This is a genomic window from Pantoea sp. X-Soil-MYKO-1289, assembly GCF_059730625.1.
Map to the genome: position 1 here is coordinate 62,139 of NZ_AP036004.1, position 24,377 is coordinate 86,515.

Consider the following 24,377-nt stretch of genomic DNA (forward strand, 5'->3'; position numbering starts at 1 on the left):
GACGCGATTAGACCCGGCGACGCGTGGCGGTATCCATCCACACCGCCAGCAGCAGAATCGCTCCTTTGACGATGTACTGCCAGAAGGTGGGCACGTCCATCATGCTCATGCCGTTATCCAGCGAGGCCATAATAAACGCGCCCATGACCGCGCCCGCGACCGACCCCACGCCGCCCGCCAGGCTGGTGCCGCCGATGACGCAGGCGGCGATGGCGTCCAGCTCGGCGATATTGCCTGCCGACGGCGAGCCGGCGCCGAGGCGTGAGCTAAGGATCAGCCCGGCGATCGCCACCATCACGCCGTTGATGGCGAACACCGCCAGCTTAGTGCGCGCCACGTTAATGCCCGACAGCCGCGCGGCGTCCAGATTGCCGCCGATGGCGTAGATGCGGCGGCCAAAGGCGGTGCGCGTCGCCATAAACATGCCGCCCAGCAGCAGCAACGCCAGCAGCAGCACCGGCGTCGGCACGCCGCGGTAGTCATTCAACAGCCAGATCGCGCCGAGCACCAGCACCGCGGTAAGCGCCTGACGCGCCACGGTGCCGCCAGCGGCGGACTGCGTCAGTCCGAGCTGCTGACGGCGCAGCCGCAGCCGCCACTGCCACAGCATAAACAGCGCCAGACCGGCGATGCCGAAGCCAAAGCCGACGCCGTCTGAAAGATAGCTCTGCCCGATCTGCGACATGGCAGGCGTGGTCGGCGCGACCGTGGTGCCGTTGGTGATCCCCACCAGAATGCCGCGAAACGCCAGCATGCCGGCCAGCGTAACGATAAACGACGGCACTTTGCGGTAGGCGACCCACCAGCCGTTCCAGGTGCCCAGCAGCAGCCCCATCAGCAGCGTCACCGCTATGGTCAGCGGCAGCGGCCAGCCGAGCCAGACGTCGAAAATCGCCGCCGCGCCGCCCAGCAGACCCATCATCGAGCCCACCGACAGATCGATCTCTGCCGAAATAATCACGAACACCATGCCGACCGCCAGAATGCCGGTGATCGCGGTCTGCCGCAGCAGGTTCGAGACGTTGCGCGGGCTGAGCCACGCGCCGTCGGTAGTCCAGGTGAAAAACAGGGCGATGACCAGAATGGCGCCCAGCATCACCAGCACCTGCAGATTGGGCAGCGAGAATTTTCCCGGCGACGGCGCGCCCGGCAGCGCGCCCTGACGACTTTCGGTTTTAAGCATAATGTTCACTCCGCAGGGCCGCTTCCATTACTTGCTCCTGAGTCAGGTTATTGTTTATCAGATCGGCTTTGATCCGCCCTTCGTGCATCACCAGAACGCGATCGCTCAGGCCCAGCACTTCAGGGAGTTCGGACGAGATAACGATCACGGCGATCCCCTGCTGCACCAGGCTGTTGATCAGCTGATAGATCTCCTGACGCGCGCCGACATCGATACCGCGCGTCGGCTCGTCGAGGATCAGAATCTGCGGGTTCAGCAGCAGACATTTGGCGATAATCGCCTTCTGCTGGTTGCCGCCGCTCAGTCGGCCGATGGGCAGCTCCGGCGACGAGGTTTTGACCCGCAGCCGCGCGATAGCGTCATTTATGACGTGCTGCTCGCGCGTCTCGTCCAGCGGCGCGAAGCGGCGGCTGAACTGATCCAGCGCCGCGAGGGTAATGTTTTTGCCGACGCCCATCAGCGGCACGATGCCATCTTTTTTGCGGTCCTCCGGCACCATGGCGATGCCCTGGGCTATCGCCTGCTGACAGTCGCGAATCTGCACTTTCTTATCGTTAATCCAGATATCACCCTGCCAGCGTCCCGGCCAGACGCCGAACAGGCACTGAACCGTTTCGGTGCGGCCGGCGCCGACCAGCCCGGCGATGCCGAGGATCTCGCCGCGCTTCAGGGTGAAGGAAACGTCGTTGACGCGGCGCACGTGCCGGTTAACCGGATGCCAGGCGGTAAGGTGTTCAACGCGCAGCACCGCGTCGCCGATGGCGTGCCGCTGATGCGGATAGAGCGCAGTCAGCTCGCGTCCCACCATCATGGTAATAATGTCATCCTCGCTGAGTCCGGCGGCGGGCCGGGTGGCGATGGGCTTGCCGTCGCGGATAACGCAGATGGTATCGGAGATCGCTTTCACCTCGTTTAGCTTGTGGGAGATGTAGATGCAGGCGATGCCGTGATCGCGCAGGTTGTTGATAATGCTCAGCAGCACCTCGGTTTCACGCTCGGTCAGCGACGAGGTGGGTTCATCGAGGATCAGCAGCCGCACCTGCTTATTCAGCGCGCGGGCGATCTCGACCAGCTGCTGCTGCCCCAGGCCCAGATCGCCGACCCGGGCGTCGGGCGAGACGTCGAGCCTGACCCGCGCCAGCAGCTGCTGGCAGCGCAGCGTCATGGTTTCATCGTCGACGATGCCGAAGCGGCCCAGCTCCGCGCCGAGAAAGATGTTCTCCATAACCGTCAGCTGCCGCACCAGCGCCAGCTCCTGATGGATAATCACAATGCCCCTGCGTTCGGTGTCGCGGATGGTCTGCGCCTGAATCGCGTCTCCGGCGAAATGGATCTCGCCCTCGAACTCGCCGTGCGGGTAGAGCCCGCACAGGATTTTCATCAGCGTGGATTTGCCCGAGCCGTTTTCGCCGCACAGCGACATCACTTCGCCGCTGTCCAGCCGCAGGCTGACGTTATCCAGCGCCTTCACCGCGCCGAAACGCTTGGTGATATTGTTCATTTCCAGCAGCATCGATCTCTCCTCTTCGCGGCCGCGCGCGCTCAGAGCTCGCTCTTTTTATGGAAACCGTCTTTCACCACGGTGCTGTCGATGTTCTCTTTATTGACCGGAATCGGCGTCAGCAGGCGCGAAGGCACCTCTTTCAGGCCGTTATTGAGCTTGCCGTTGCTGGCGGGCGTTTTATCGTTGCCGAGTTCGATGGCGATGTTGGCGGCTTCGGTGGCGAGCTGGGTAATGGGCTTATACACCGTCATGGTTTGCGTGCCGTTAATGATGCGCTTGATGGCGGCGAGATCGGCGTCCTGGCCGGAGATGGCGACTTTGCCCGCCAGCCCCTGCGCGCTGAGCGCCTGGATCGCGCCGCCCGCGGTGGCGTCGTTGGAGGCGACGACGGCGTCGATGTGGTTGCTGTTGGCGGTCAGGGCGTTTTCCATGATTTTCAGCGCGTTTTCCGGCAGCCAGGCGTCGACCCACTGGTCGCCGACGACTTTAATGCTGCCGTTGTCGATATAGGGTTTTAACACCTTCATCTGACCGGCGCGAAACAGATGCGCGTTATTATCCACCGGCGATCCGCCCATCAGAAAATAGTTTCCTTTCGGCACCTGCTTAACAATACTTTCCGCCTGAAGTTCGCCGACTTTTTCATTATCAAACGAAATATAAAAATCGATATCCGCGTTATTTATCATACGGTCATAGGCCAGCACTTTAATGCCTTCGCGTTTCGCTTCGGCGACGACGTTGCTTAATACCTGGCCGTTGTAGGGAATGATCACCAGCACGTCGACGCCGCGATTGATCATATTTTCTATTTGCGACATTTGCGTCTCTTCATTGCCGTTGGCCGACTGCACGAACACTTTCGCGCCCTGCGATTCCGCCTGCTTAACGAAGATGTCGCGATCTTTTTGCCAGCGCTCAAGGCGCAGGTCGTCAATCGCCATGCCGATCTTCACTTCTTTCGCTGCGCCGACGTGGCTGAAAAGCGCCAGCGCGGCGCAGGCGGCTAACAGCGTAAGTTTCATTTTCATGATGTTCATCCTGTCTGTAGGTTGAGGCTGTTGTCGTTATCGCATGAGTCCAGGCGGTTGAATTGTTGACCTGGCTTTCCGGCAACATCAATTACTGATTTTTATCCGGCGATTACGTTTTTTGGTTTATTTCTGTTTTTATGAGCGGGATCGAGATTTAACGTTTTTAAGAGCATCGGAGGGCGAACAGGCGCCGCGTTATTATTAATTTGCGAACGGGCGCACAAATATTAATTATCTCAAGCTGGGTGTGAAATATCGTAATTGAGCCAGCGGAAACGGGGCAAGCAATATAAAGGCTCACGGCCGACTGTCCGGATTTTCACGCTGAGGAGCGAAACATGCACGCTTATTTCGACCAGATCGAACGCGTTCGTTTTGAAGGGGTAAAGAGCACTAATCCACTGGCTTTCCGCCATTACAATCCTGACGAGGTGATCCTCGGCAAAACCATGGCCGAACACCTGCGTTTCGCCGCCTGCTACTGGCATACCTTCTGCTGGAACGGCGCGGATATGTTCGGCGTCGGCGCATTCGACCGCCCGTGGCAAAAGAGCGGCGACGCGCTGCAGCTGGCGAAGCTAAAGGCGGACGTGGCGTTTGAGTTTTTCCACAAGCTGAACGTGCCTTACTACTGCTTCCACGACGTTGACGTCGCGCCGGAAGGGGACTCGCTGCGCAGCTATCAGGAAAATTTCGCGGTGATGACCGACAAGCTGCTGGAAAAACAGCAGGAGAGCGGCGTAAAGCTGCTGTGGGGCACCGCCAACTGCTTTACCCATCCGCGCTACGGCGCCGGCGCGGCGACCAGCCCCGATCCGGAAATCTTCGCCTGGGCGGCGAGCCAGGTCTGCAGCGCCATGCAGGCGACGCAGACGCTGGGCGGCGAAAACTATGTGCTGTGGGGCGGCCGCGAGGGCTATGAAACCCTGCTGAATACCGATCTGCGTCAGGAGCGCGAGCAGATTGGCCGCTTTATGCAGATGGTCGTGGAGCATAAGCATAAAATCGGCTTCCAGGGCATGCTGCTGATCGAGCCGAAGCCTCAGGAGCCGACCAAACATCAGTATGATTATGATGTGGCGACGGTGTACGGCTTCCTGAAGCAGTTCGGGCTGGAGAAAGAGATCAAGGTGAACGTCGAGGCGAACCACGCCACGCTGGCGGGCCACTCGTTCCATCATGAGATCGCCACCGCTATCGCCTTAGGCATTTTCGGCTCGGTGGACGCCAATCGCGGCGACGTGCAGTGCGGCTGGGATACCGATCAGTTCCCGATCAGCGTCGAAGAGAACGCGCTGGTGCTCTACGAGATTATTAAAGCGGGCGGCTTCACCACCGGCGGTCTGAACTTTGACGCCAAAGTGCGTCGCCAGAGCACCGACAAATATGACCTTTTTTACGGCCATATCGGCGCGATGGATACCATGGCGCTGGCGCTCAAAGCGGCGGCGCGCATGGTGGAAGCGGGCGAGCTTGATAAGCGCGTGGCGCAGCGCTACAGCGGCTGGAATGGCGAGTTCGGCCAGCAGATCCTGAAAGGGGAGTTTTCCCTCGCCTCGCTGGCGGCGCATGCTCAGCAGCAGCAGTTCAATCCGCAGCATCACAGCGGGCGCCAGGAGCAGCTGGAAAACCTGGTGAACCACTATCTTTATGATTTCTGAGATAAGCGGGAGCAAGGCATGTATATCGGGATCGATTTAGGCACGTCCGGGGTTAAGGTGGCGCTGCTGAATGCGCAGGGCGAGGTGGCGGCGATCGGCAGCGCGCCGCTGCAGGTGTCGCGTCCGCACGCGCTCTGGAGCGAGCAGGATCCCGAAAGCTGGTGGCTGGCGACCGACCAGGCGATGCAGGCGCTGGCGCAGCAGCATGCGCTCACCGAGGTGAAGGCCATCGGCCTGAGCGGTCAGATGCACGGCGCGACGCTGCTGGACAGCGCGCATCGCGTGCTGCGCCCGGCCATTTTATGGAATGACGGGCGCAGCGGCGAGCAGTGCCGCGAGCTGGAGCAGTGCGTGCCCGCGTCGCGCCAGATCACCGGCAACCTGATGATGCCCGGCTTTACCGCGCCTAAACTGCTCTGGGTGCAACAGCATGAGCCGGAGATTTTTCAGCGGGTGGCGAAGGTGCTGCTGCCGAAAGACTACCTGCGCTGGCGCCTGAGCGGCGACTTCGCCAGCGACATGTCCGATGCGGCAGGCACGATGTGGCTCGACGTGGCGCGCCGCGACTGGAGCGACCTGATGCTCGACGCCTGCGGCCTGACGCGCGACCAGATGCCGCAGCTGTTCGAAGGCAATGCCGTTACCGGTTCGCTGAACGCCGAAATCGCGGCGCGCTGGGGCATGCCGGCGGTGCCGCTGGTGGCGGGCGGCGGCGACAACGCCGCGGGCGCGGTGGGCGTCGGCATGACCGAGCCGGGGCAGGGCATGCTGTCGCTCGGCACCTCCGGCGTCTATTTCGTGGTCAGCGACGGCTACCTCAGCAATCCGCAGCGCGCGGTGCACAGCTTCTGCCATGCGCTGCCGCAGCGCTGGCATCTGATGTCGGTTATTCTCAGCGCCGCGGCCTGTCTCGACTGGGCGGCGGCGCTGACCGGCTGCGCCGACGTGCCGCAGCTGCTGGCCGAAGCGGAACGGGCCAGTGAAAACGCGGCGCCGCTGTGGTTTCTGCCCTATCTCTCCGGCGAACGCACGCCGCACAATAACCCGCAGGCGACAGGCGTCTTTTTCGGCCTGACGCACCAGCACGGTCGGCCGGAGCTGGCGCGCGCGGTGCTGGAAGGCGTCGGCTACGCGCTGGCGCAGGGCATGGACGCGGTGCACGAGTGCGGCGTTGCGCCCTCCAGCATTATGCTGATCGGCGGCGGCGCGCGCAGCGCGCTGTGGCGGCAGATGCTGGCGGATATCAGCGGCCAGACGCTCGATTACTGTCAGGGCGGCGAGGTCGGTCCGGCGCTGGGCGCGGCGCGTCTGGCGCAGCTGGCGCTCGACCCGCAGACCACGCTGCCCGCGCTGACGCGGGTGCAGCGCCATCAGCCCGATGCGGCGCGCCATCAGCGCTATCAGCCGCTGCGCGACACCTTTGCCCGCCTCTACGCGCAGCTGGCGCCGCTGATGCGTTAAGCTTGTCCCGCACGGTCGCCATCTTGTCCCGATTTGGCCTTCTTCCTGCGCGTCAGGCCCGTCATGATGGGCCTGAATTCATTTCTCAGGAGGCCGAAAATGGCACAGGCAGCGCTGTTGATAATAGACGTTCAGCACTCTTTTTTGCACCGCGAGTTCTGGCAGGAAGCGGATGTCCCGGCGTTTCAGCGCCATATCAGCGCGCTGATCGAAGGCTGTCAGGCGAAAGAGATACCGGTGGTGGACGTGTTTCACGTCGCGCCGCAGGGCCCCTTCTCGCTGGCGTCCGGCTGGGTAAAGCGAATGGACTTTTTGCAGCACGAGGCGACGTTCAGCGTGCAGAAACACGTACATAACGCCCTGACCGAATCGGGACTGCTCTCCTGGCTACAGGAACGCGCAATCGACACCCTGATTATTAGCGGTATCCGCACCGAGCAGTGCTGCGAAACCACCGCGCGCGTGGCGTCCGATCTCGGTTTTAAGGTACTGTTTGTCTCTGAGGCGACGCTGACCTTCCCGATGACGCACAACGGCGTCACCCTCAGCAGCGCCGAACTGATCCACCGTACCGAAACCGTACTGGTTAACCGCTTTGCCGAGGTGGTGAGCGTGGAAGCGTGCCTGGCGCGCGTTTAATCACAAGGAGTAGCGCGATGCCGCAAACCGTCCTGTTTCTTACCTTGCCTGGCGTGATGGCGCTCGATCTGACCGGGCCAGCGGAGACGCTGCGGCTGGCGGGAGATCGCTTCGCGCTGCGCTATATCGGCCCGCAGGAATCGGTTGTAAGCTCCACGCAGATGACCATCGCCGGCATTGAGCCGCTGCCGGAAACCCTGCCGCTCGACTGCCTGCTGGTGGTGCCGGGCGTCTGCGACTCCGCCATCTGGTTCGCTACGCCGCAGGCAGACGCGGCGCGATGCTGGCTGCGGCGCCAGCAGCCGCTGCTGCGCGCGCGACAGCTCTCCTTGATCTGCGTCTGTTCCGGCGCGCTGCTGGCGGCGCAGGCCGGATTGCTCGACGGCGTGCAGTGCACCACCCATCACGAGGTGCTCTCAAGGCTGAAAGCCGCCGCGCCTGCCGCGCTGGTGAAGGAGAACCGCGTCTTCGTCGACGACGACAATATCTGGACCAGCGCAGGCATCACTGCCGGAATCGACCTCTCGCTGCACCTGATTAACCGGCTGTGCGGCGCGCAGACGGCGCTGGAGGTGGCGCGCGAAATGGTGGTGTGGTTCCGCCGCTCCGGCGACGATCCGCAGCTGTCGCCCTGGCTGCGCTACCGCAATCATCTGCATCCGGCGATCCACCGCGCGCAGGACGCGATGATCGCCCATCCGGAGCACAGCTGGTCGCTGGAGGATCTCGCCGCGCGCGTCCACGTCAGCGGCCGCCATCTGGCGCGTCTGTTTCGTCAGCATCTGGGCATCAGCGTGCGCGACTACCACGAGCAGCTGCGGCTGGGCATCGCGCGCCAGCGCCAGCAGCAGGGCGAAGGCGCGGAAAAAGCGGCGCTGGCGGCGGGATTCTCTTCGGCGCGCCAGCTGCGGCGCGCGCGCGATCGCTGGCGCGATCAGCTTACCCAGTGACGCCGGTCGAGGCGCTGCAGGCCCATCGCCAGCAGCAGGCTGCCCGCCAGCGTGACGCCGAACACCCAGGGCATATCGAGCAGCGGCCGCGACATATCGTCATAGTGTCGGGTACGCAGAAAGTGAATAAAGAGCGCGTGGAAGCCGTAGATCGGCAGCGAGTAGCGTGAAAGCGTGCCGAGCACCGGCAGCGTACGGGCGTTCAGGGCGTTCTTGAACAGCACCAGCAGGCTGATGGCGGCGATAAACACCAGCGGGCCGCAGTAGAGATACCAGCGGTCGTTAAAGGCGCCGTTAGCAATCAGCGCCTGTTTCGTGCCGAAGGTAATGCCGATAACGCAGGCGGCGAACAGCCCCGCCGCCAGCGGCGTCACGCCACGCTTTGCCGTCTCCATGGTGCCGATGGCGCGCCCCAGCAGGGCATAGAGCAGATAATAGATACTGTCGCCGCTGACGTAGAGATTCACCGGCAGCCAGTGAAACGGCCCCACCGCCTGATCCACCGTGTTCGGGTTCGCCAGCACCGCCAGCACCACGACCAGCAGCGCCACATAGCGCGCCTGCACCGCTTTCACCTGAATCAGCGGCGACAGCAGGTAGATGCCGATCAGCGCGAAGAAAAACCACAGATGATAAAACACCGGCTTCTGCAGCATCTTCAGCAGCGAGCGCCCTTCGCTGATCGGCGTCAGCCAGGTGATGTAGGCCAGCGCCACCGCGCTGTAAAACAGCAGGCAGAGCACCAGCCGCAGCAGATGGCGCGGCTGCGCGCTGCGCTCGCCGAAGAACAGGTAGCCGGAGATCATAAAAAAGAGCGGCACGCAGACGCGCGACGCGGAATTAAGCAGGTTGGCGATATCCCACCAGTGTCCGGTCACCGCCATTGGGCCGGTGATATACCAGGTGGTGGTATGGATAACGATCACCATCAAACAGGCGACCGCGCGTAAATTGTCGATCCAGCAAATCTTTTGCGACATCGGGTCCTCTTGCGCATCACGATTGTGCGAAGAAGGGTAGACAGTCGCGCTGCGCGCGACAACTTTTCGCGGCAGGATTCGGAGCCGTCTGGCACGCCCGCGCCCGGCAGGATTTCCGGCTGCACATCGCGCGGTCAAAGGGTATACTGGCGCACTCTTTTTTCATCTACCCGAATCGCGTGCGAAATCATCATGCAAAAGTTTGATACCAAAACCTTTCAGGGCCTGATCCTGACATTGCAGGATTACTGGGCGCGTCAGGGCTGCACCATCGTTCAGCCGCTGGACATGGAAGTGGGCGCTGGCACTTCACACCCTATGACCTGCCTGCGCGCACTCGGACCTGAGCCGATTGCCGCAGCCTACGTACAGCCGTCGCGCCGACCGACCGACGGCCGCTACGGCGAAAACCCGAACCGCTTACAGCACTACTACCAGTTCCAGGTGATCATCAAGCCGTCGCCGGACAACATTCAGGAGCTGTATCTCGGATCGCTGAAAGAGTTGGGCATCGATCCCACCGTGCATGATATCCGCTTCGTGGAAGATAACTGGGAAAACCCGACGCTCGGCGCGTGGGGCCTCGGCTGGGAAGTGTGGCTCAACGGCATGGAAGTGACGCAGTTCACCTACTTCCAGCAGGTGGGCGGCCTGGAGTGCAAGCCGGTAACCGGCGAGATCACCTACGGCCTTGAGCGTCTGGCGATGTATATCCAGGGCGTCGACAGCGTTTACGATCTGGTCTGGAGCGACGGCCCGCTGGGTAAAACCACCTATGGCGACGTCTTCCATCAGAATGAAGTCGAGCAGTCTACCTACAACTTCGAATACGCCGACGTCGACTTCCTCTTTACCTGCTTCGAGCAGTACGAGAAAGAGGCGCAGCAGCTGCTGGCGCTGGAAAAACCGCTGCCGCTGCCCGCCTACGAGCGCATTCTGAAAGCCGCGCACAGCTTTAACCTGCTGGACGCGCGCAAGGCGATCTCCGTGACCGAGCGCCAGCGCTATATTCTGCGCATCCGCACCCTGACCAAAGCCGTGGCTGAAGCCTACTACGCCTCCCGCGAGGCGCTGGGCTTCCCGATGTGCAATAACAACAAGTAAGAGGCAGCCATGACTGAAAAAACGTTTCTGGTGGAAATCGGCACCGAAGAGCTGCCGCCGAAAGCATTGCGCAGCCTGGCCGAAGCCTTTGCTGCGCAGGTTACCGCCGAGCTGGACAGCGCCGGTCTGGCGCACGGCGAAGTGCGCTGGTACGCCGCGCCGCGCCGTCTGGCGCTGAAAGTGGCGAGCCTGAGCGCCGCGCAGCCCGATCGCGAAGTCGAAAAACGCGGCCCGGCGGTCTCCGCCGCCTTTGACGCCGACGGCAAACCGACCAAAGCGGCGGAAGGCTGGGCGCGTGGCAACGGCATCACCGTCGATCAGGCCGAGCGCCTGAGCACCGACAAAGGCGAATGGCTGGTTTACCGCGCGCAGGTGAAAGGCGAATCCGCCCAGTCGCTGCTGCCTGGCATGATCGCCACCGCGCTCGGCAAGCTGCCGATCCCGAAACTGATGCGCTGGGGCGCGAGCGACGTGCAGTTTGTTCGTCCGGTGCACACCGTGACGCTGCTGCTGGGCGACGAGCTGATCCCGGCGACCATCCTCGGCATTGCGTCAGGACGCACGATCCGCGGCCACCGCTTTATGGGCGAGCCTGAATTCACCATCGACCATGCCGACCAGTATCCGGAGATTCTGGAAACGCGCGGCAAAGTTATCGCCGACTACGCCGTGCGCAAGGCGCAGATCAAAGCCGATGCCGAAGCGGCGGCGCGCCAGCTGGGCGGCAACGCCGACCTGAGCGACAGCCTGCTGGAAGAGGTCACCTCGCTGGTGGAGTGGCCGGTGGTGCTGACGGCGACCTTCGAAGAGAAATTCCTCAAGGTGCCGGCGGAAGCGCTGGTCTACACCATGAAGGGCGATCAGAAATATTTCCCGGTTTACGACGACGCGGGCAAGCTGCTGCCGAACTTTATCTTCGTCACCAATATCGCCTCAAGCGATCCGCAGCAGATTATCGCCGGTAACGAGAAGGTGGTGCGTCCGCGTCTGGCGGATGCTGAATTCTTCTTTAATACCGACCGCAAAAAACGACTGGAAGATTATCTGCCGCGCCTTGAAACCGTGCTGTTCCAGAAAGAGCTTGGCACGCTGCGCGACAAGACCGATCGCATTCAGGCGCTGGCGGGCTGGATCGCCGCGCAGACGGGTGCGGACGTGAATCACGCGACGCGCGCCGGCCTGCTCTCCAAGTGCGACCTGATGACCAATATGGTGTTTGAGTTTACCGACACCCAGGGCGTGATGGGCATGCACTACGCGCGTCACGACGGCGAAGCCGAAGATGTGGCGGTCGCGCTCAACGAGCAGTATCAGCCGCGCTACGCCGGCGACGATCTGCCGTCGAATCCGGTAGCCTGCGCGCTGGCGATCGCCGACAAGATGGATACCCTTGCGGGCATCTTCGGCATCGGTCAGCATCCGAAGGGCGACAAAGATCCGTTTGCGCTGCGTCGTGCCGCGCTGGGCGTGCTGCGCATCATCGTCGAGAAGAACCTGCCGCTCGATCTGCAGACCCTGACGGAAGAAGCGGTGCGCCTGTACGGCAGCAAGCTGAGCAACGGCAATGTAGTCGATGACGTTATCGACTTTATGCTCGGCCGCTTCCGCAGCTGGTATCAGGAAGAGGGCCATAGCGTCGATACGCTGCAGGCAGTGCTGGCGCGTCGTCCGACGCGTCCGGCTGATTTCGACGCGCGTATGAAGGCGGTATCGCATTTCCGCACGCTCGACGAAGCGGCGGCGCTGGCGGCGGCGAACAAGCGCGTCTCCAACATTCTGGCGAAATCGACCGAAACGCTGAATGACAGCGTGCAGGCGTCGCTGCTGAAAGAGAACGAAGAGATTCAGCTGGCGACCTTCGTGACCGCGCTCGGCGATAAACTGCAGCCTTACTTCGCTGAGGGCCGCTACCAGGATGCGCTGATCGAACTAGCGCAGCTGCGCGAGGCGGTCGATAACTTCTTCGACAAGGTGATGGTCAACGCCGACGACGCTGAAGTGCGCGTCAACCGCCTGACGCTGCTGGCGAAGCTGCGCGAGCTGTTCCTGCAGGTAGCGGATATTTCGCTGCTGCAGTAAGCCTGTCATCAGCCGTAAGCGAATAATGCCAGTAAAAGGCCGACATCACTGTCGGCCTTTTTTTATCGGAGAAGCGAGCGGCTGTTTGATTTGACCCGTAACGACGTCGTCATAACCTGCCTGTTTCGCCCAGCGCTAAGAGAGAGACCTTAAGCGCTGAGCGTTGCCATCGCTAAAACGCGCCGCCTGCCGTTACGCAGCCGGCGGCGCGGTGCGCGCAAAGCTCTCACGCTGAAACAGCTGTTCAGCCAGCTTCACCAGCGCCGGGCGATCCACGCACCAGTTCGGCACCACGTGACGAAAGTTGATATAGCCGATGGTGCAGCCCACGGCGATATCGGCAAGATTCAGCGTGCCGTTATTCAGCAAACGGCCTTCCGCCGCAATCGCTTCCAGCTTATCCAGGCCGCGCAAGATCTTCTCCCGATGACGCGTCAGCACGTCGGCGGACTGCTGCTCCGGCGCGCGCAGCTTCTCGCGCACGATGATACTGGCGCAGTCGCTGACGCCGTCCGCCAGCCGCTCGGTCTGCCGAATATGCAGCGCCAGCCAGGCGTCCTCCGGCAGCAGCGCGGGCGCGTCGCCGCGCAGTTCCAGGTACTGCGCGATAATCGAAGAGTCGAACCAGGCCTGTTGGCTATCGTCAATCAGCGTCGGCACTTTGCCCAGCGGATTGTGGAGCGCGACGTGGCTGTCGGGGCTGTAGGGCGCATCGTTAACAAATTCAAACAGGATGCCTTTTTCCAGCAGGATGACAGATATTTTCCGTACAAAAGGGCTGGTATAGCTGCCGATCAGTTTCATCGCACTTCTCCGCCGTTAAAGGGTTGAGTCAGCTCTCATCCGGGAAAAGAAAAGGGTTCAGGCTGCTGCGTGAGAAGCCTTCCTGCTCCATGCGCGCATCCAGCACCAGCGAGGCGAGATCGTCCGCCACAGGCTCTAGCGCCGGATCCTTTTCCTGATAGAGCATCTTCAGATAGGTGCCGCAGTCGCCGCAGCTCTCCGCTTTGACCGCCGCGTGTTCGCTGTCCAGCGACCAGTAGTGCAGATCGCGCGTCTGCTCGCAGTTGCTGCACTTGCTGCGCGCCACATACCATTCGCTTTCGCACAGGTTGCAGTGCAGATAGCGCAGGCCCTGCTGCGTGCCGAGATGCACCACGCTCGCGACCGGCATGCTGGCGCACACCGGGCAGAACTGGCGCTGCTCGCCATATTCGGCGCGCGCTTTGCCGGGGATCAGCGCCGCCATCTGCGCCCAGTAAACCGACAGCGCCGCCCAGATAAAGGGCGCTTTATCGCTGCTGACCAGCGCGAACTCGCCCGCCAGCAGCGCGCTGGCGAGGGTTTCCAGCTCGCCCGCGGCGGTTTTTTCCAGGTTTTCCAGCACCGCCAGCGCCTGGCCGGTCATCTCCGGCTTCAGCTCGGCGATCAGCGAGTGCAGCAGCTGCTGCCAGTGCGCGTCGCGCGGCAGGCTGTGAATATCGAGCGGCGGTTTGCCCTCGGCGGCGCTCTGCACCAGGCGATCGTAGAGATCGCGGTGCAGAGGATGGTCGTACAGAACGATCTCCTGCGCCTGCGCGATCTTGGCGGCGAAACGTAAATAGTCGCCCAGCGGATTTTTAGCCGCCAGCTCGCGCAGTCGCGTGGCGCGGCGGCTATAGAGGTTCTTCAGCCGTGGAAAAAGTAACGGCGGAATGGTATCCGCCGTGTTTTTTTCGCTCTTCTCCAGCTGGTCTTGCGGGATGATGCGAATACTCATCAGGGGCGTTTTTCCTGTTGTGTTGAGCGGTTACGCTGCTCGCGATACCAGCGAGGATGGTGCTTTTCCGCCCATGCGGGGCTTACCCAGCCTTCGACCATCGCCGTAATGGTGCCTTTAACCCACAGCGCCGCATAGACGTGCACCATAATCACCAGGATCAGGCCCACGGCGGCGAAAGAATGCACCAGCAGCGCCGCGCGGATCAGCGGAATGCTGAAGGCGCCGGCGAACCAGGGACGCCAGATCACCACGCCGCTGAGCAGAAGCAGCACTAAGCTGATGATAGCAGCCCAGAACACACACTTCTGGCCAAAATTATAGCGGCCAGTATCGCCGACCTCTTCATTGAGGGCAATTTTGTGGATATTGCGCGCCCACAGCAGGTCCTCTTTGTTCACCAGATTGTGATGCCAGTAGCGGAAAAACATCAGCATAAAGGCAGCGAACATGGTCACGCCGATAAAGGGATGCAGGATGCGCGCCAGCTGCGGCGTGCCCAGCACATTCATCAGCCAGTTGAACGAGGGGAACAGAAAGCCCAGTCCGCTCAACGCCAGCAGCACAAAACAGATCGCGACAATCCAGTGATTGATACGCTCCGCCGCGCGGTAGCGTATGATGCGCTCGCCTTTTTTCATTCTTCCTCCTCCTTATGCTGCTCCTCGTCGACCCGATTCGGGCCTACGCCGACATAGTGGAACACCGATGCGGCGAAGGTGGCGGCGAAGCCTATCGCCGCCAGCGGTTTCCAGACGCCTTTCCAGAACGTCACGGTCGGGCTGATGCCGGGGTTTTCCGGCAGTCCGTGGTAGAGCTGCGGCTTATTGGCGTGATGCAGCACATACATCACATGGGTGCCGCCGACGCCTGCCGGATCGTACAGGCCGGCGTTTTCAAAGCCGCGCGATTTAAGATCGGCGACGCGCTCCGCCGCCAGCTGCTGCATCTCCTCTTTGCTGCCGAAGTGGATCGCGCCGGTCGGACAGGTTTTGACGCAGGCCGGTTCCTGCCCGACACTGACTCGATCGACGCAGAGCGTGCACTTATAGGCGCGGTTGTCCTCCTGGCTGATGCGCGGCACGTTAAACGGGCATCCCGCAATGCAGTAGCCGCAGCCGATGCAGTGTTCAGACTGGAAATCGACGATGCCGTTGGCGTACTGCACGATAGCGCCCGCCGACGGGCAGGCTTTCAAACAGCCGGGATCGGCGCAGTGCATGCAGCCATCCTTGCGGATCAGCCATTCCAGTCGGCCATTCTCTTCAACCTCCGAGAAGCGCATCACCGTCCAGGCTTTGGCATCGAGATCGGTCGGGTTGTCGTAAACGCCGATATTGTGTCCAACCTCGGCGCGGATATCGTTCCACTCTGAGCAGGCGACCTGACAGCCTTTACAGCCGATACAGGTGGTGACGTCGATCAGCTTGGCGACTTGCTGCCGGTGATCGCGCACCTGCGGCGCTGGCGTGAGTGAGCTGGTCGCGGAGCGACGAATAATGTCCTGTGTGGGATAAGCCATGTTCGTTCTCCGTTACGCCTTTTCCACTTTCACTAAAAAACCTTTATATTCCGGCGTTTGCGAGTTAGCGTCGCCCACTGACGGCGTCAGCGTGTTGGCGAGGAAGCCTTTGCGCGTTGCGCCTTCGAAGCCCCAGTGGCAGGGAATGCCAACGGTATCGATCGGCTTGCCGTCGATGTGCAGGCGCTGCAGGCGCCGCGTCACCACCGCTTTGGCTTTGATATAGCCGCGGCGGGAAGAGACCTTAACGCTGTCGCCCGCCTTGATGCCTTTCTCCGCCGCCAGCTCCGCGCCGATCTCAACAAACTGCTCCGGCTGCGCGATGGCGTTCAGCAGAGCGTGTTTCGTCCAGTGGCGGAACAGCTCGGTAATGGAGTAGGTGGTGGCGACACAGGGATATTCAGCCGCCTCGCCCAGATGCGCAGCGTCGCGCGCAAAAATACGCGCCACTGGGCTATGGCTCTGCTGCGGATGCAGCGGATTGGCTTCCAGCGGGCTCTCCATCGGCTCGTAGTGCTCAGGGAAGGGACCATCGGCCATTTTGTCGAGCGCGAAGAGATGGCCCATACCGTCCGGCTGCATGATAAAGGGGCCCGCCTGCTGCTGCGGCGCCATCGTCAGCGGATAGTCCGGCACGTCGATGCCCTGCCAGCGCTGGCCGTCCCACTCGATCAGGCGACGATTCGGATCCCAGGCTTTACCCTGTTCGTCGGCGGAGGCGCGGTTATAGAGAATGCGGCGGTTTGCCGGCCAGGCCCAGGCCCAGCCCGACACTGCGCCCAGCCCGGAGGGATCGGCGTTGTCGCGACGCGCCATCTGGTTGCCCTGCGGCGTCCAGCTGCCCGTATAGATCCAGCAGCCGCAGGCGGTGCTGCCGTCGTTACGCAGTTCGGCGAAGGAGTTAAGCTGCTGGCCCTTTTTCAGCAGCAGCTTGCCGCTGGCGTCGTAAACGTCCTGCAGCGCGCGGCCGTTGCTCTCCTGCGCCACCTCTTCCGGCGACGGATCGGCAGGATTGCTGTAGTCCCAGCGCATCGCCATCAGCGGCTCTGGGGCGACGCCGCCTTCCTGACGGTAGAGTTCACGCAGGCGCAAAAAGAGATTGCCAAGAATTTTGCCGTCGTGCAGCGCCTCGCCAGGCGGCTCGGCCGCCGCCCAGTGCCACTGCAGCCAGCGCGACGAGTTGGCGACCGAGCCGTCCTCTTCGGCGAAGCAGGAAGAGGGCAGACGGAACACCTCCGTCGCGATCTGGGTTGGATCGACGTCGTTGAATTCGCCGTGAGGCTGCCAGAAGCTGGCGGTTTCGGTGCTGAGCGGATCGATCACCACCATATACTTCAGGCGCGAAAGCGCGCGACAGGCTTTGTTTTTATCGGGGAAGGCGGCGAGCAGGTTAAAGCCCTGAATAAGGGCGCCATTTATTTCGCCCTGCTCCATCATTTCCGCCTGCGCCATGCAGTCGTAGCTCTTGTCCCATTTGGGCAGCCAGTCATAACCCCACTGGTTGTCCGCCGTGGCGGCGTCGCCGTAGAAGCTCTTCATCAGGCTGATAAAGAACTTATCGGTGTTTTGCCAGTAGTTGACCTGGCCTGGCAGCGACGCGGCAGGCGTCGCTTTTTGCAAATAGTCCGCCAGCGTCGCCAGTTTTTCCGACGGCAGCGGCAGATAGCCCGGCAAACTTTGCGACAGCAGGCCGAGATCGGTATAGCCCTGAACGTTGGAGTGGCCGCGCAGCGCGTTGATGCCGCCGCCCGGCATGCCGATATTGCCCAGCAGCAGCTGGATCATCGCGGCGGTGCGGATAATCTGCGAGCCGTTGGTGTGGTGCGTCCAGCCCAGCGCGTAGAGGATGGTGGCGGTGCGGTCAGGTGCGCTGGTGGTCGCCAGCTGGCGGCAGATAGCGAGAAAGGTCTCATGGGGCGTGCCGCACAGGCGCGTCACCATTTCCGGGGTATAGCGGCTGGCGTGCGCTTTCAGCAGATTCAGTACGCAGCGCGGATGGGTGAGGCTGTCGTCGCGGCGCGCATGGCCCTTCTCATCCAGCTCATAGTGCCAGCTGGCGCGATCGTACTGGCGCGTCTCCGCGTCGTAGCCGCTGAACAGCCCCTCTTCGAAGCTATAGCCCTCGCTGACGATCAGCGCGGCGTTGGTGAAGGCGCGCACGTACTGCTGCTGGATCTGGTTGTGCTGCAGCAGATAGTTGATGATGCCCATCAGGAACACCACGTCGCTGCCCGCGCGCACCGGCGCATAGAGATCCGCCACCGACGCCGAGCGGTTGAAGCGCGGATCCACCACGATGACCTGCGCGTTGTTGCGCGTCTTCGCCTCAATCACCCACTTAAATCCGACAGGATGCGCTTCCGCCGGGTTGCCGCCCATGATCAGCACGACGTTGGCGTTTTTAATGTCGTTCCAGTTGTTGGTCATCGCGCCGCGGCCGAAGCTGGGCGCCAGCGCGGCGACCGTCGGGCCGTGACACAGCCGGGCCTGGTTCTCCAGCGCGACAATGCCGAGCGCGCGAGCGAATTTATGATCGAGCAGGCCGGTTTCATTACTGGCGGCCGACGAGCAGAACATGGTGGTGGTCGGCCAGCGGTTAACCGTGACGCCTGCCGGGTTGGTTTGCTGGAAGTGAGCGTCGCGATCCTGCTTCATCAGCCGGGCGATGCGTTCAAAAGCCTCCTGCCAGCTGATGCGCTGCCATCTGTCGCTGCCCGGCGCGCGATACTCCGGATATTTCAGCCGTTGATCGCTGTGAATATAGTCGAGCACGCCCGCGCCTTTCGGGCAGAGCGAGCCGCGGCTAACCGGATGATCGGGATCGCCTTCGATATGGTAGATAGCGGCGCTGGCATTTTTCGCGCCGTCGCCGAGGCTATAGATCAGCATGCCGCAGCCGACGGAACAGTAAGTGCAGTTATTACGCGTCTCTCTTGCGCGTAGAAGTTTATATTCTCTGACACTGGCGAGCGCGGATTCCGGGGCGAAGCCCAGCAGCGCGGCGCTGGTTCCCGCCATTCCGCCAGCGCAGATTTTGAAAAAACTCCGTCTGGTAATTTGCATTTATCTTTCTTCTTTATTGGCTCCATTGCGAAGCTATGCAAAATAACAAGCCTGACAGCGTTTTATTTGATAAAGGTCAATAAGTTAGTCTCTGGTAATGCTTTTTTTAAATTCTGTTTAAATTTGTTTAGAGAGCGACTGATAGCGCGCCGCGTTTTTCAGGCGGCGAGAAAAATATCATTCCCGTATAAAAATCGATGTTAAAGCGCAACGGAAAATCATTCTCATTTGTCTCGGCAGCGCGCCGCAGCGCCATCGGCTATCTTTGCGCCGCATAATTTGTATAGCGGTTTTTTTGCGCTGCCGGTGACAACAGGGCACACTTAACCGTGCGGCTGGCCGCCTTTGCGGCCGTGCAAAATTTAATTTCTTGTTAATAACAGGTCGTACTCCTTGAACGTTATCCCGCAAACTCCCGGCGAAAATTTAACAATTCAGCGCGGCGCCAGCGAAATGCCGGTGTGGCAGCGTGCCGATCTGACCGTGGCGCAGCCCGACTGGCTGGCGGACGAAGTGCCCGTCGCCCTGGTCTATAACGGCATCTCCCACGTGGTAATGATGACCACGCCGAAAGATCTGGAGGCGTTCGCCATCGGCTTTTCTCTGTCGGAAGGCATTATCGACGCGCCGGGCGATATTTTTGGTCTGGATGTGGTGCCGGGCTGCAACGGCATTGAGGTGCAGATCGAACTTTCCAGCCGACGTTTTATGGCGCTGAAAGAACAGCGTCGCGCGCTGGCGGGACGCACGGGCTGCGGCGTATGCGGCGTCGAGCAGCTGGATCAGATCGGCAAGCCGGTGCAGCCGCTGCCTTTTACCCAGACCTTCGATCTGGCGCAGCTGGATCGCGGCCTGAGCCAGCTGAAAAGCGTTCAACCGGTCGGCCAGCAAACCGGCTGCACCCATGCGGCGGCCTGGCTGCGTCCAGACGGCGAGCTGGCTGGCGGCTGCGAGGATGTGGGGCGCCACGTCGCGCTGGATAAGCTGCTCGGCTACCGCAGCCGCGCGGCGTGGGGCGACGGCGCGGTGCTGGTCTCCAGCCGCGCCAGCTATGAGATGGTGCAGAAATCCGCGATGTGCGGCGTCGAGATCCTGTTCGCCGTTTCGGCGGCGACGCGTCTGGCCGTCGAGGTGGCGGAGCGCTGCAACCTTACGCTTGTCGGCTTTTGCAAGCCGGGACGCGCCACGGTCTATACCCATCCGCAGCGCCTGCGTTAAGGGGGGTTAAGCGGCGGCGGGCTGTAAAAACAACAGTTTGTTTATAACCGATTTGTAAATTCCTTATATTTAATGCGGCATTGATTACCCTTTTACGGATCATGAATTTAACTATAATGGTTCGACTGCTTACGCGGCACGCCATCAGGCGGCGCCGCCCAAATATGAAATGGAGAGGAAGAACATGAGTTATTCACTGCCATCCCTGCCTTACGCATACGACGCACTGGAACCGCACTTCGACAAGCAGACGATGGAAATCCATCACACCAAACACCACCAGACCTACGTTAACAACGCTAACGCAGCGCTGGAAGGAACTGAATTCGCTGACCTGCCGGTCGACGAGCTGATCACCAAACTGGATCAGGTTCCGGCAGACAAAAAAACCGTGCTGCGCAACAACGCTGGCGGCCACGCTAACCACAGCCTGTTCTGGAAAGGCCTGAAAACCGGCACCACGCTGCAGGGCGACCTGAAAGCGGCTATCGAAAAAGATTTCGGCAGCGTTGAGAAATTCCAGGAAGAGTTTGAAAAAGCCGCCGCTACCCGCTTTGGTTCAGGCTGGGCGTGGCTGGTGAAAAAAGGCGACAAACTGGCCGTGGTCTCTACCGCAAACCAGGACAACCCGCTGATGGGCGAAGCGATCTCCGGCGCATCAGGCTACCCGATTCTGGGCCTGGACGTCTGGGAGCACGCCTACTACCTGAAGTATCAGAACAAACGTCCTGACTACATTAAGGCGTTCTGGAACGTGGTGAACTGGGACGAAGCGGCAGCGCGTTTCGCTTCTGCAAAATAAGTTTATCCGTTTAAAAAACCAAAACCGGTGAAGCGATTCGCCGGTTTTTTTTATGGCTGAAACAGCGGTAATTAAACCGCAGCTAAACATGCATGCAGTAGGCTTTTAACCTTTCAGGACATTAACCTTCCGTTGAATTTCACGCAGGTAGGCTAAATTACATTCCACCAGAGAATGTAACATTATGTCCATTATAACTACGTCTGCGCCGACCACCGAGTCGTCAGCTTCGCTGTTTTTTCAGTTAATCAGCGGAAAATATATCCCGAATAAACTGTGGTTGAGTAAACAATTCCGCCTGAAGTTCGCGCTGCGAACCGTGGCGTTTCCCGTGACGACGCTGCGCTATCTACATCAGCTATCGCACTTGCCCGATTTGCATCAGGTGATGAGCGTGCAGGGGCTGTTACCGGCGAAGCCGCATCGCCCCTATTTGCGCGCCGGGTTGAGCGTGGCGGCGCGCGCTCAGGCGATTCTCGATCATTATCAGCTGGTCGCCGCGTTGCAAAACGGCAGGCTGCGTCAGCTGCTGCAAAGCCCCGGCGATAATTTACTGGCGACGCTGAGTGGGAAAAACGGCGAGACGTTCGAGCTTTTTTCCTGCCCAGGGCGTTTCGACCGCGAAGGGGAAATTACGCTGGTGCTGCGCTATCAGAATGAAGCTATCGCCTCGCTCTCGTTTTCGCTGATCAAGGAAGCGGGGCTGCGCACCCTGCTGATCGGCGGCCTGCAGGGGCCGCGCAAACATGTCTCCAACGAGGTGATCCGCGAGGCGACGAAAGCGGCGCACGGGCTGTTTCCCAAACGCATTGTTATGGAGGTGGTCTGTATGCTGGCGCAGTGCTGCGCGGCGGAGAAGATTATCGCCGTCGGCGATACCACGCACGTGTTCCGCAGCCTGCGCTATCGTCACAGCAAAAGCGATTACTTCTTCGCCAGCTACAGCGAGTTCTGGACATCGCTGGGCGGCGAGGCGCGCAAAGACGGGCTTTATCAGCTGCCGCTCAGCCTGCCGCGTAAAGCGCTGGAGGAGATCGCCAGTAAGAAGCGCGCCGAGTATCGGCGGCGTTATGAACTGCTGGATGCGCTGGCGCAGCAGGTGTCAGCTGCCGTCGGCCAGCGCGGAGAGGATCAGGCGGCCGCCTGATCCCGCACTCAGAACGGCTTCTTCGCGAAGCCGGTCATGACCTTCAGGCCCATTTCGCGGCCCAGCGCGGTCATTGGATGCACCACCACCAGACCGCGCACGCTTTTCTTCAGCGTGCCCATATCGGCCTGTTCTTTTTTGGTGATCTCGCGGCTGAACGGCAGATCCATCAGCTTTTGCGCTTCTTTGCTCAGCTTGTCGTCGCGCTTGTCGCGCAGACGTTCAATCTCGGTAACCAGCTTCTCTTTTTCTTTCAGCAGCGCGCCCAGCTTTTCGGCGTCGCCCGCTTCCAGCAGCTGCGGCTCTTTACGATTCAGGGCGTCCAGCTGATCGCTCAGACGTTTAATCTCGGCTTTTTCTTGCTCTTTCATGGCGAAAACTCGTTGTGGAAAACAGGCAAAGGATACACGAAAAGCGGCGTAAATTCGCGCGCGGCGAGAGACCAGGGCGCCTGAACCTCAGGCGCCGGGACGTTTGAACGCCTGTTTCAGGCTGATACGCGAGATAAGTTCGGTGAGAGAGAGCACCATGGTCGAGCGCACCATTTGCAGATAGCGCTGTTGCTGCATGGCGCGCAGCTCGACGTCGTCAGGATGAAAGTCCGGTTTCGGCGGCCAGGCGGCCACGCAGTGCAGCTCGCCGAACGGGCCGAGGATCTCATCGTCGGTAAAACGGTAGTCGTTCCGATCGTGGTTCAGCTCTTCGCGCAGCGCCAGCAGCAGCTCGCAATCTTCATACTCATGGCGGCTGATCACCCCCAGGCCGTAGATCAGCTTAAGGCGCACCGGCAGCTCGCCGAGCGGGCCGTCGCCCAGCAGCAGCGGCTCGACCGCGTACTTCACCGCATAATCGTCCTTGCGAAACACCTGCAGCACCAGCAGATTGACTGCTTCGGCCAACAGCTCGACGGCGGCGATCAGGAAGCTTCTCACCGAGCGTCCGGCGTTCAGGCGCTCAAGCACCCGGTTTTCAAAAGCTTGCTTCTCTTCCATTGTCGCCTGCAGAATTCTGATTCCGTCAACGGGCGCCGCGTCGCCGCGCCCGTACCGCTTGTGCGTAACTGACACGCGCCGGTCAGGCCATCGCGTTATACGCGCTGACTGCCGCCGCCACCACTTCGCTGTCGGCATCCAGACCGGATATCTGCGCCAGCGTCGCCTGCGGGCCTTTCTCGTTAATCAGCGCTTCCAGCTCCTGCGCCTGCGGATCCTGCGCGCTGCGATAGTGCATCGCGGCGGCGATGCCCTGCACCAGATGCGCGTGCGGCAGCTGATACTCCAGCGTGCCCAGCGTCGGTTTGATCAGGCGATCGCCGGCGCTCAGCTTACGCAGCGGCTGACGGCCGACGCGCTCGACGTCATCTTTCAGGTAAGGATTCTCGAAGCGGCCGAGGATTTTTTCGATATAGGCGGCGTGCTTGTCGGCGTCGAAACCGTAGCGCTTGATCAATACCGCGCCGCTCTCTTCCATCGCCCCTTTGACCACCGCGCGGATTTTCTCATCCAGGATGGCGTCGCGGATGGTCTGATGCCCGGCGAGCTGACCGAGATAGGCGGTGATGGCGTGGCCGGTGTTGAGGGTAAACAGTTTGCGCTCGACGAAGGCCATCAGATTGTCGGTAAGCTCCATGCCCGCAATGGCAGGCAGCTCGCCTTTGAACTGGGTTTTATCGACAATCCACTCGCTAAAGGTCTCCACGGTGACTTCCAGCGGATCGTTGCTGCCCGCTTCCGATGGCGGCACGATGCGGTCCACGGCGGAGTCGACGAAGCCGACGTGCTGCTCGACCCAGGCGTGATGCTGCTCCGGCAGCGCTTTCAGCACGTGCTGTTTCAGCTGGCTGGTGCCGCGCACCATATTTTCGCAGGCGATGATGTTGAGCGGGCGATCGTTGCCCTGGTCATGGCGTTTCACCAGGCCCTTCGCCACGCTGCCCGCGATGCGCTCCAGGATCTGCGGGCCGACGGCGGTGGTCACCAGATCGACCTCCGCCACCAGCGCGATAATGTCGTCGCTGGTGCTGTTGACGGCGCTGACGCCCTTCACGATTTCCACTTTCGCCTGCTCGCCAACCACATGTACTGGATATTCATGACGCGCGTTCAGTGCATCCAGCACCACCTGGTTAACATCGGCGAACACCAGTTCAATGCCTGCATCCGCCAGCAGCTTGCCAATAAAGCCGCGACCGATATTACCTGCTCCAAAATGTAACGCTTTCATAATATTGACCCATATCAAATGACGATGGGGCGGGCACGCCCGCCCCGG

At 61.1% G+C, this 24,377-nt stretch carries 21 protein-coding genes; 9 read left to right on the forward strand and 12 right to left on the reverse strand.

The annotated features are described in order from the left end of the window. Positions 1 to 7: 7 nt before the first annotated feature. Genes xylH through xylF form a run of 3 tightly spaced genes read right to left on the reverse strand, consistent with a single transcriptional unit; the run spans position 8 to position 3,718 of the window. Complete coding sequence (gene xylH / locus AC6I7Z_RS00300) at positions 8 to 1,183, reverse strand: xylose ABC transporter permease XylH (RefSeq protein WP_033793020.1); 1,176 nt, start codon at positions 1,181 to 1,183, stop codon at positions 8 to 10. Further along, positions 1,176 to 2,696, reverse strand: coding sequence for a xylose ABC transporter ATP-binding protein (locus AC6I7Z_RS00305; protein WP_497812753.1), 1,521 nt, complete (start codon positions 2,694 to 2,696; stop codon positions 1,176 to 1,178). Before AC6I7Z_RS00305 ends, xylH begins: the two co-directional genes overlap by 8 nt. A gap of 29 nt (positions 2,697 to 2,725) precedes the next feature. Then, positions 2,726 to 3,718, reverse strand: coding sequence for a D-xylose ABC transporter substrate-binding protein (gene xylF, locus AC6I7Z_RS00310; protein ID WP_096072264.1), 993 nt, complete (start codon positions 3,716 to 3,718; stop codon positions 2,726 to 2,728). Between the two features lie 341 nt (positions 3,719 to 4,059). Here xylF and xylA point away from each other — a divergent pair, with 341 nt between their 5' ends. The 4 genes from xylA (at position 4,060) to AC6I7Z_RS00330 (ending at position 8,432) form a co-directional block, all read left to right on the forward strand. Then, complete coding sequence (gene xylA, locus AC6I7Z_RS00315) at positions 4,060 to 5,382, forward strand: xylose isomerase (protein ID WP_033755517.1); 1,323 nt, start codon at positions 4,060 to 4,062, stop codon at positions 5,380 to 5,382. Between the two features lie 18 nt (positions 5,383 to 5,400). Next, positions 5,401 to 6,843 carry a xylulokinase gene (gene xylB, locus AC6I7Z_RS00320; protein WP_497812754.1) on the forward strand — a complete coding sequence of 481 codons (1,443 nt, stop codon included), beginning with the start codon at positions 5,401 to 5,403 and terminating at the stop codon, positions 6,841 to 6,843. Between the two features lie 99 nt (positions 6,844 to 6,942). After that, entirely contained in the window at positions 6,943 to 7,482 is a 540-nt protein-coding gene (locus AC6I7Z_RS00325; RefSeq protein WP_497812755.1) for an isochorismatase family protein, read from the forward strand. A gap of 17 nt (positions 7,483 to 7,499) precedes the next feature. Next, positions 7,500 to 8,432 (forward strand): GlxA family transcriptional regulator, encoded by a 933-nt coding sequence (locus tag AC6I7Z_RS00330; protein ID WP_497812756.1) that lies wholly within the window; start codon positions 7,500 to 7,502, stop codon positions 8,430 to 8,432. Here the strand turns inward: AC6I7Z_RS00330 and AC6I7Z_RS00335 are convergent. After that, positions 8,417 to 9,412: an acyltransferase gene (locus AC6I7Z_RS00335; protein ID WP_497812757.1), complete on the reverse strand. Its 996-nt coding sequence runs from the start codon at positions 9,410 to 9,412 to the stop codon at positions 8,417 to 8,419. The genes AC6I7Z_RS00330 and AC6I7Z_RS00335 overlap by 16 nt on opposite strands. Positions 9,413 to 9,604: 192 nt before the next feature. On the opposite strand from AC6I7Z_RS00335, the gene glyQ reads away from it, so the two are divergent. Further along, positions 9,605 to 10,516 carry a glycine--tRNA ligase subunit alpha gene (gene glyQ, locus AC6I7Z_RS00340; RefSeq protein ID WP_033793010.1) on the forward strand — a complete coding sequence of 304 codons (912 nt, stop codon included), beginning with the start codon at positions 9,605 to 9,607 and terminating at the stop codon, positions 10,514 to 10,516. A 9-nt stretch (positions 10,517 to 10,525) separates the two neighbouring features. Then, positions 10,526 to 12,595 (forward strand): glycine--tRNA ligase subunit beta, encoded by a 2,070-nt coding sequence (glyS, locus tag AC6I7Z_RS00345; RefSeq protein WP_497812758.1) that lies wholly within the window; start codon positions 10,526 to 10,528, stop codon positions 12,593 to 12,595. A 192-nt stretch (positions 12,596 to 12,787) separates the two neighbouring features. Here the strand turns inward: glyS and AC6I7Z_RS00350 are convergent, their stop codons facing one another. From AC6I7Z_RS00350 to fdnG, 5 genes are read right to left on the reverse strand one after another with little or no spacing between them, the layout of a single operon-like run. Beyond that, entirely contained in the window at positions 12,788 to 13,399 is a 612-nt protein-coding gene (locus AC6I7Z_RS00350; RefSeq protein WP_497812759.1) for a glutathione S-transferase, read from the reverse strand. A 28-nt stretch (positions 13,400 to 13,427) separates the two neighbouring features. Further along, positions 13,428 to 14,354 (reverse strand): formate dehydrogenase accessory protein FdhE, encoded by a 927-nt coding sequence (fdhE, locus tag AC6I7Z_RS00355; RefSeq protein ID WP_497812760.1) that lies wholly within the window; start codon positions 14,352 to 14,354, stop codon positions 13,428 to 13,430. Further along, entirely contained in the window at positions 14,354 to 14,995 is a 642-nt protein-coding gene (gene fdoI / locus AC6I7Z_RS00360; protein ID WP_497812761.1) for a formate dehydrogenase cytochrome b556 subunit, read from the reverse strand. The genes fdhE and fdoI overlap by 1 nt, the downstream gene beginning before the upstream one ends. Further along, entirely contained in the window at positions 14,992 to 15,876 is an 885-nt protein-coding gene (gene fdxH, locus AC6I7Z_RS00365) for a formate dehydrogenase subunit beta (protein ID WP_497812762.1), read from the reverse strand. Before fdxH ends, fdoI begins: the two co-directional genes overlap by 4 nt. Before the next feature lie 12 nt (positions 15,877 to 15,888). Next, positions 15,889 to 18,939, reverse strand: a complete 3,051-nt coding sequence (gene fdnG / locus AC6I7Z_RS00370) for a formate dehydrogenase-N subunit alpha (protein ID WP_497812763.1) — start codon at positions 18,937 to 18,939, stop codon at positions 15,889 to 15,891. Between the two features lie 453 nt (positions 18,940 to 19,392). Between fdnG and fdhD the strand changes: the two genes are divergently transcribed. From fdhD to AC6I7Z_RS00385, 3 genes are all read left to right on the forward strand, one after another. Continuing rightward, on the forward strand, positions 19,393 to 20,157 hold the full coding sequence (gene fdhD / locus AC6I7Z_RS00375; RefSeq protein WP_497815376.1) for a formate dehydrogenase accessory sulfurtransferase FdhD: 765 nt from the start codon (positions 19,393 to 19,395) through the stop codon (positions 20,155 to 20,157). A 184-nt stretch (positions 20,158 to 20,341) separates the two neighbouring features. Beyond that, positions 20,342 to 20,959, forward strand: coding sequence for a superoxide dismutase [Mn] (sodA, locus tag AC6I7Z_RS00380; protein ID WP_033755547.1), 618 nt, complete (start codon positions 20,342 to 20,344; stop codon positions 20,957 to 20,959). Positions 20,960 to 21,143: 184 nt separating this feature from the next. Then, a complete protein-coding gene (locus AC6I7Z_RS00385) occupies positions 21,144 to 22,106 on the forward strand; it encodes a VirK/YbjX family protein (RefSeq protein ID WP_497812764.1) in 963 nt (320 codons plus the stop codon). Between the two features lie 8 nt (positions 22,107 to 22,114). On the opposite strand, the gene AC6I7Z_RS00390 is transcribed toward AC6I7Z_RS00385, so the two are convergent. The 3 genes from AC6I7Z_RS00390 to mtlD form a co-directional block, all read right to left on the reverse strand. Beyond that, the gene (locus tag AC6I7Z_RS00390; protein ID WP_048784883.1) at positions 22,115 to 22,477 is read right to left on the reverse strand and encodes a YibL family ribosome-associated protein; all 363 of its coding nucleotides are present in this window, start codon (positions 22,475 to 22,477) and stop codon (positions 22,115 to 22,117) included. 87 nt (positions 22,478 to 22,564) lie between these two features. Next, positions 22,565 to 23,098, reverse strand: a complete 534-nt coding sequence (locus AC6I7Z_RS00395; RefSeq protein ID WP_497812765.1) for an MltR family transcriptional regulator — start codon at positions 23,096 to 23,098, stop codon at positions 22,565 to 22,567. An 82-nt stretch (positions 23,099 to 23,180) separates the two neighbouring features. Beyond that, positions 23,181 to 24,329, reverse strand: coding sequence for a mannitol-1-phosphate 5-dehydrogenase (gene mtlD / locus AC6I7Z_RS00400; RefSeq protein WP_497812766.1), 1,149 nt, complete (start codon positions 24,327 to 24,329; stop codon positions 23,181 to 23,183). Positions 24,330 to 24,377 lie beyond the last annotated feature (48 nt).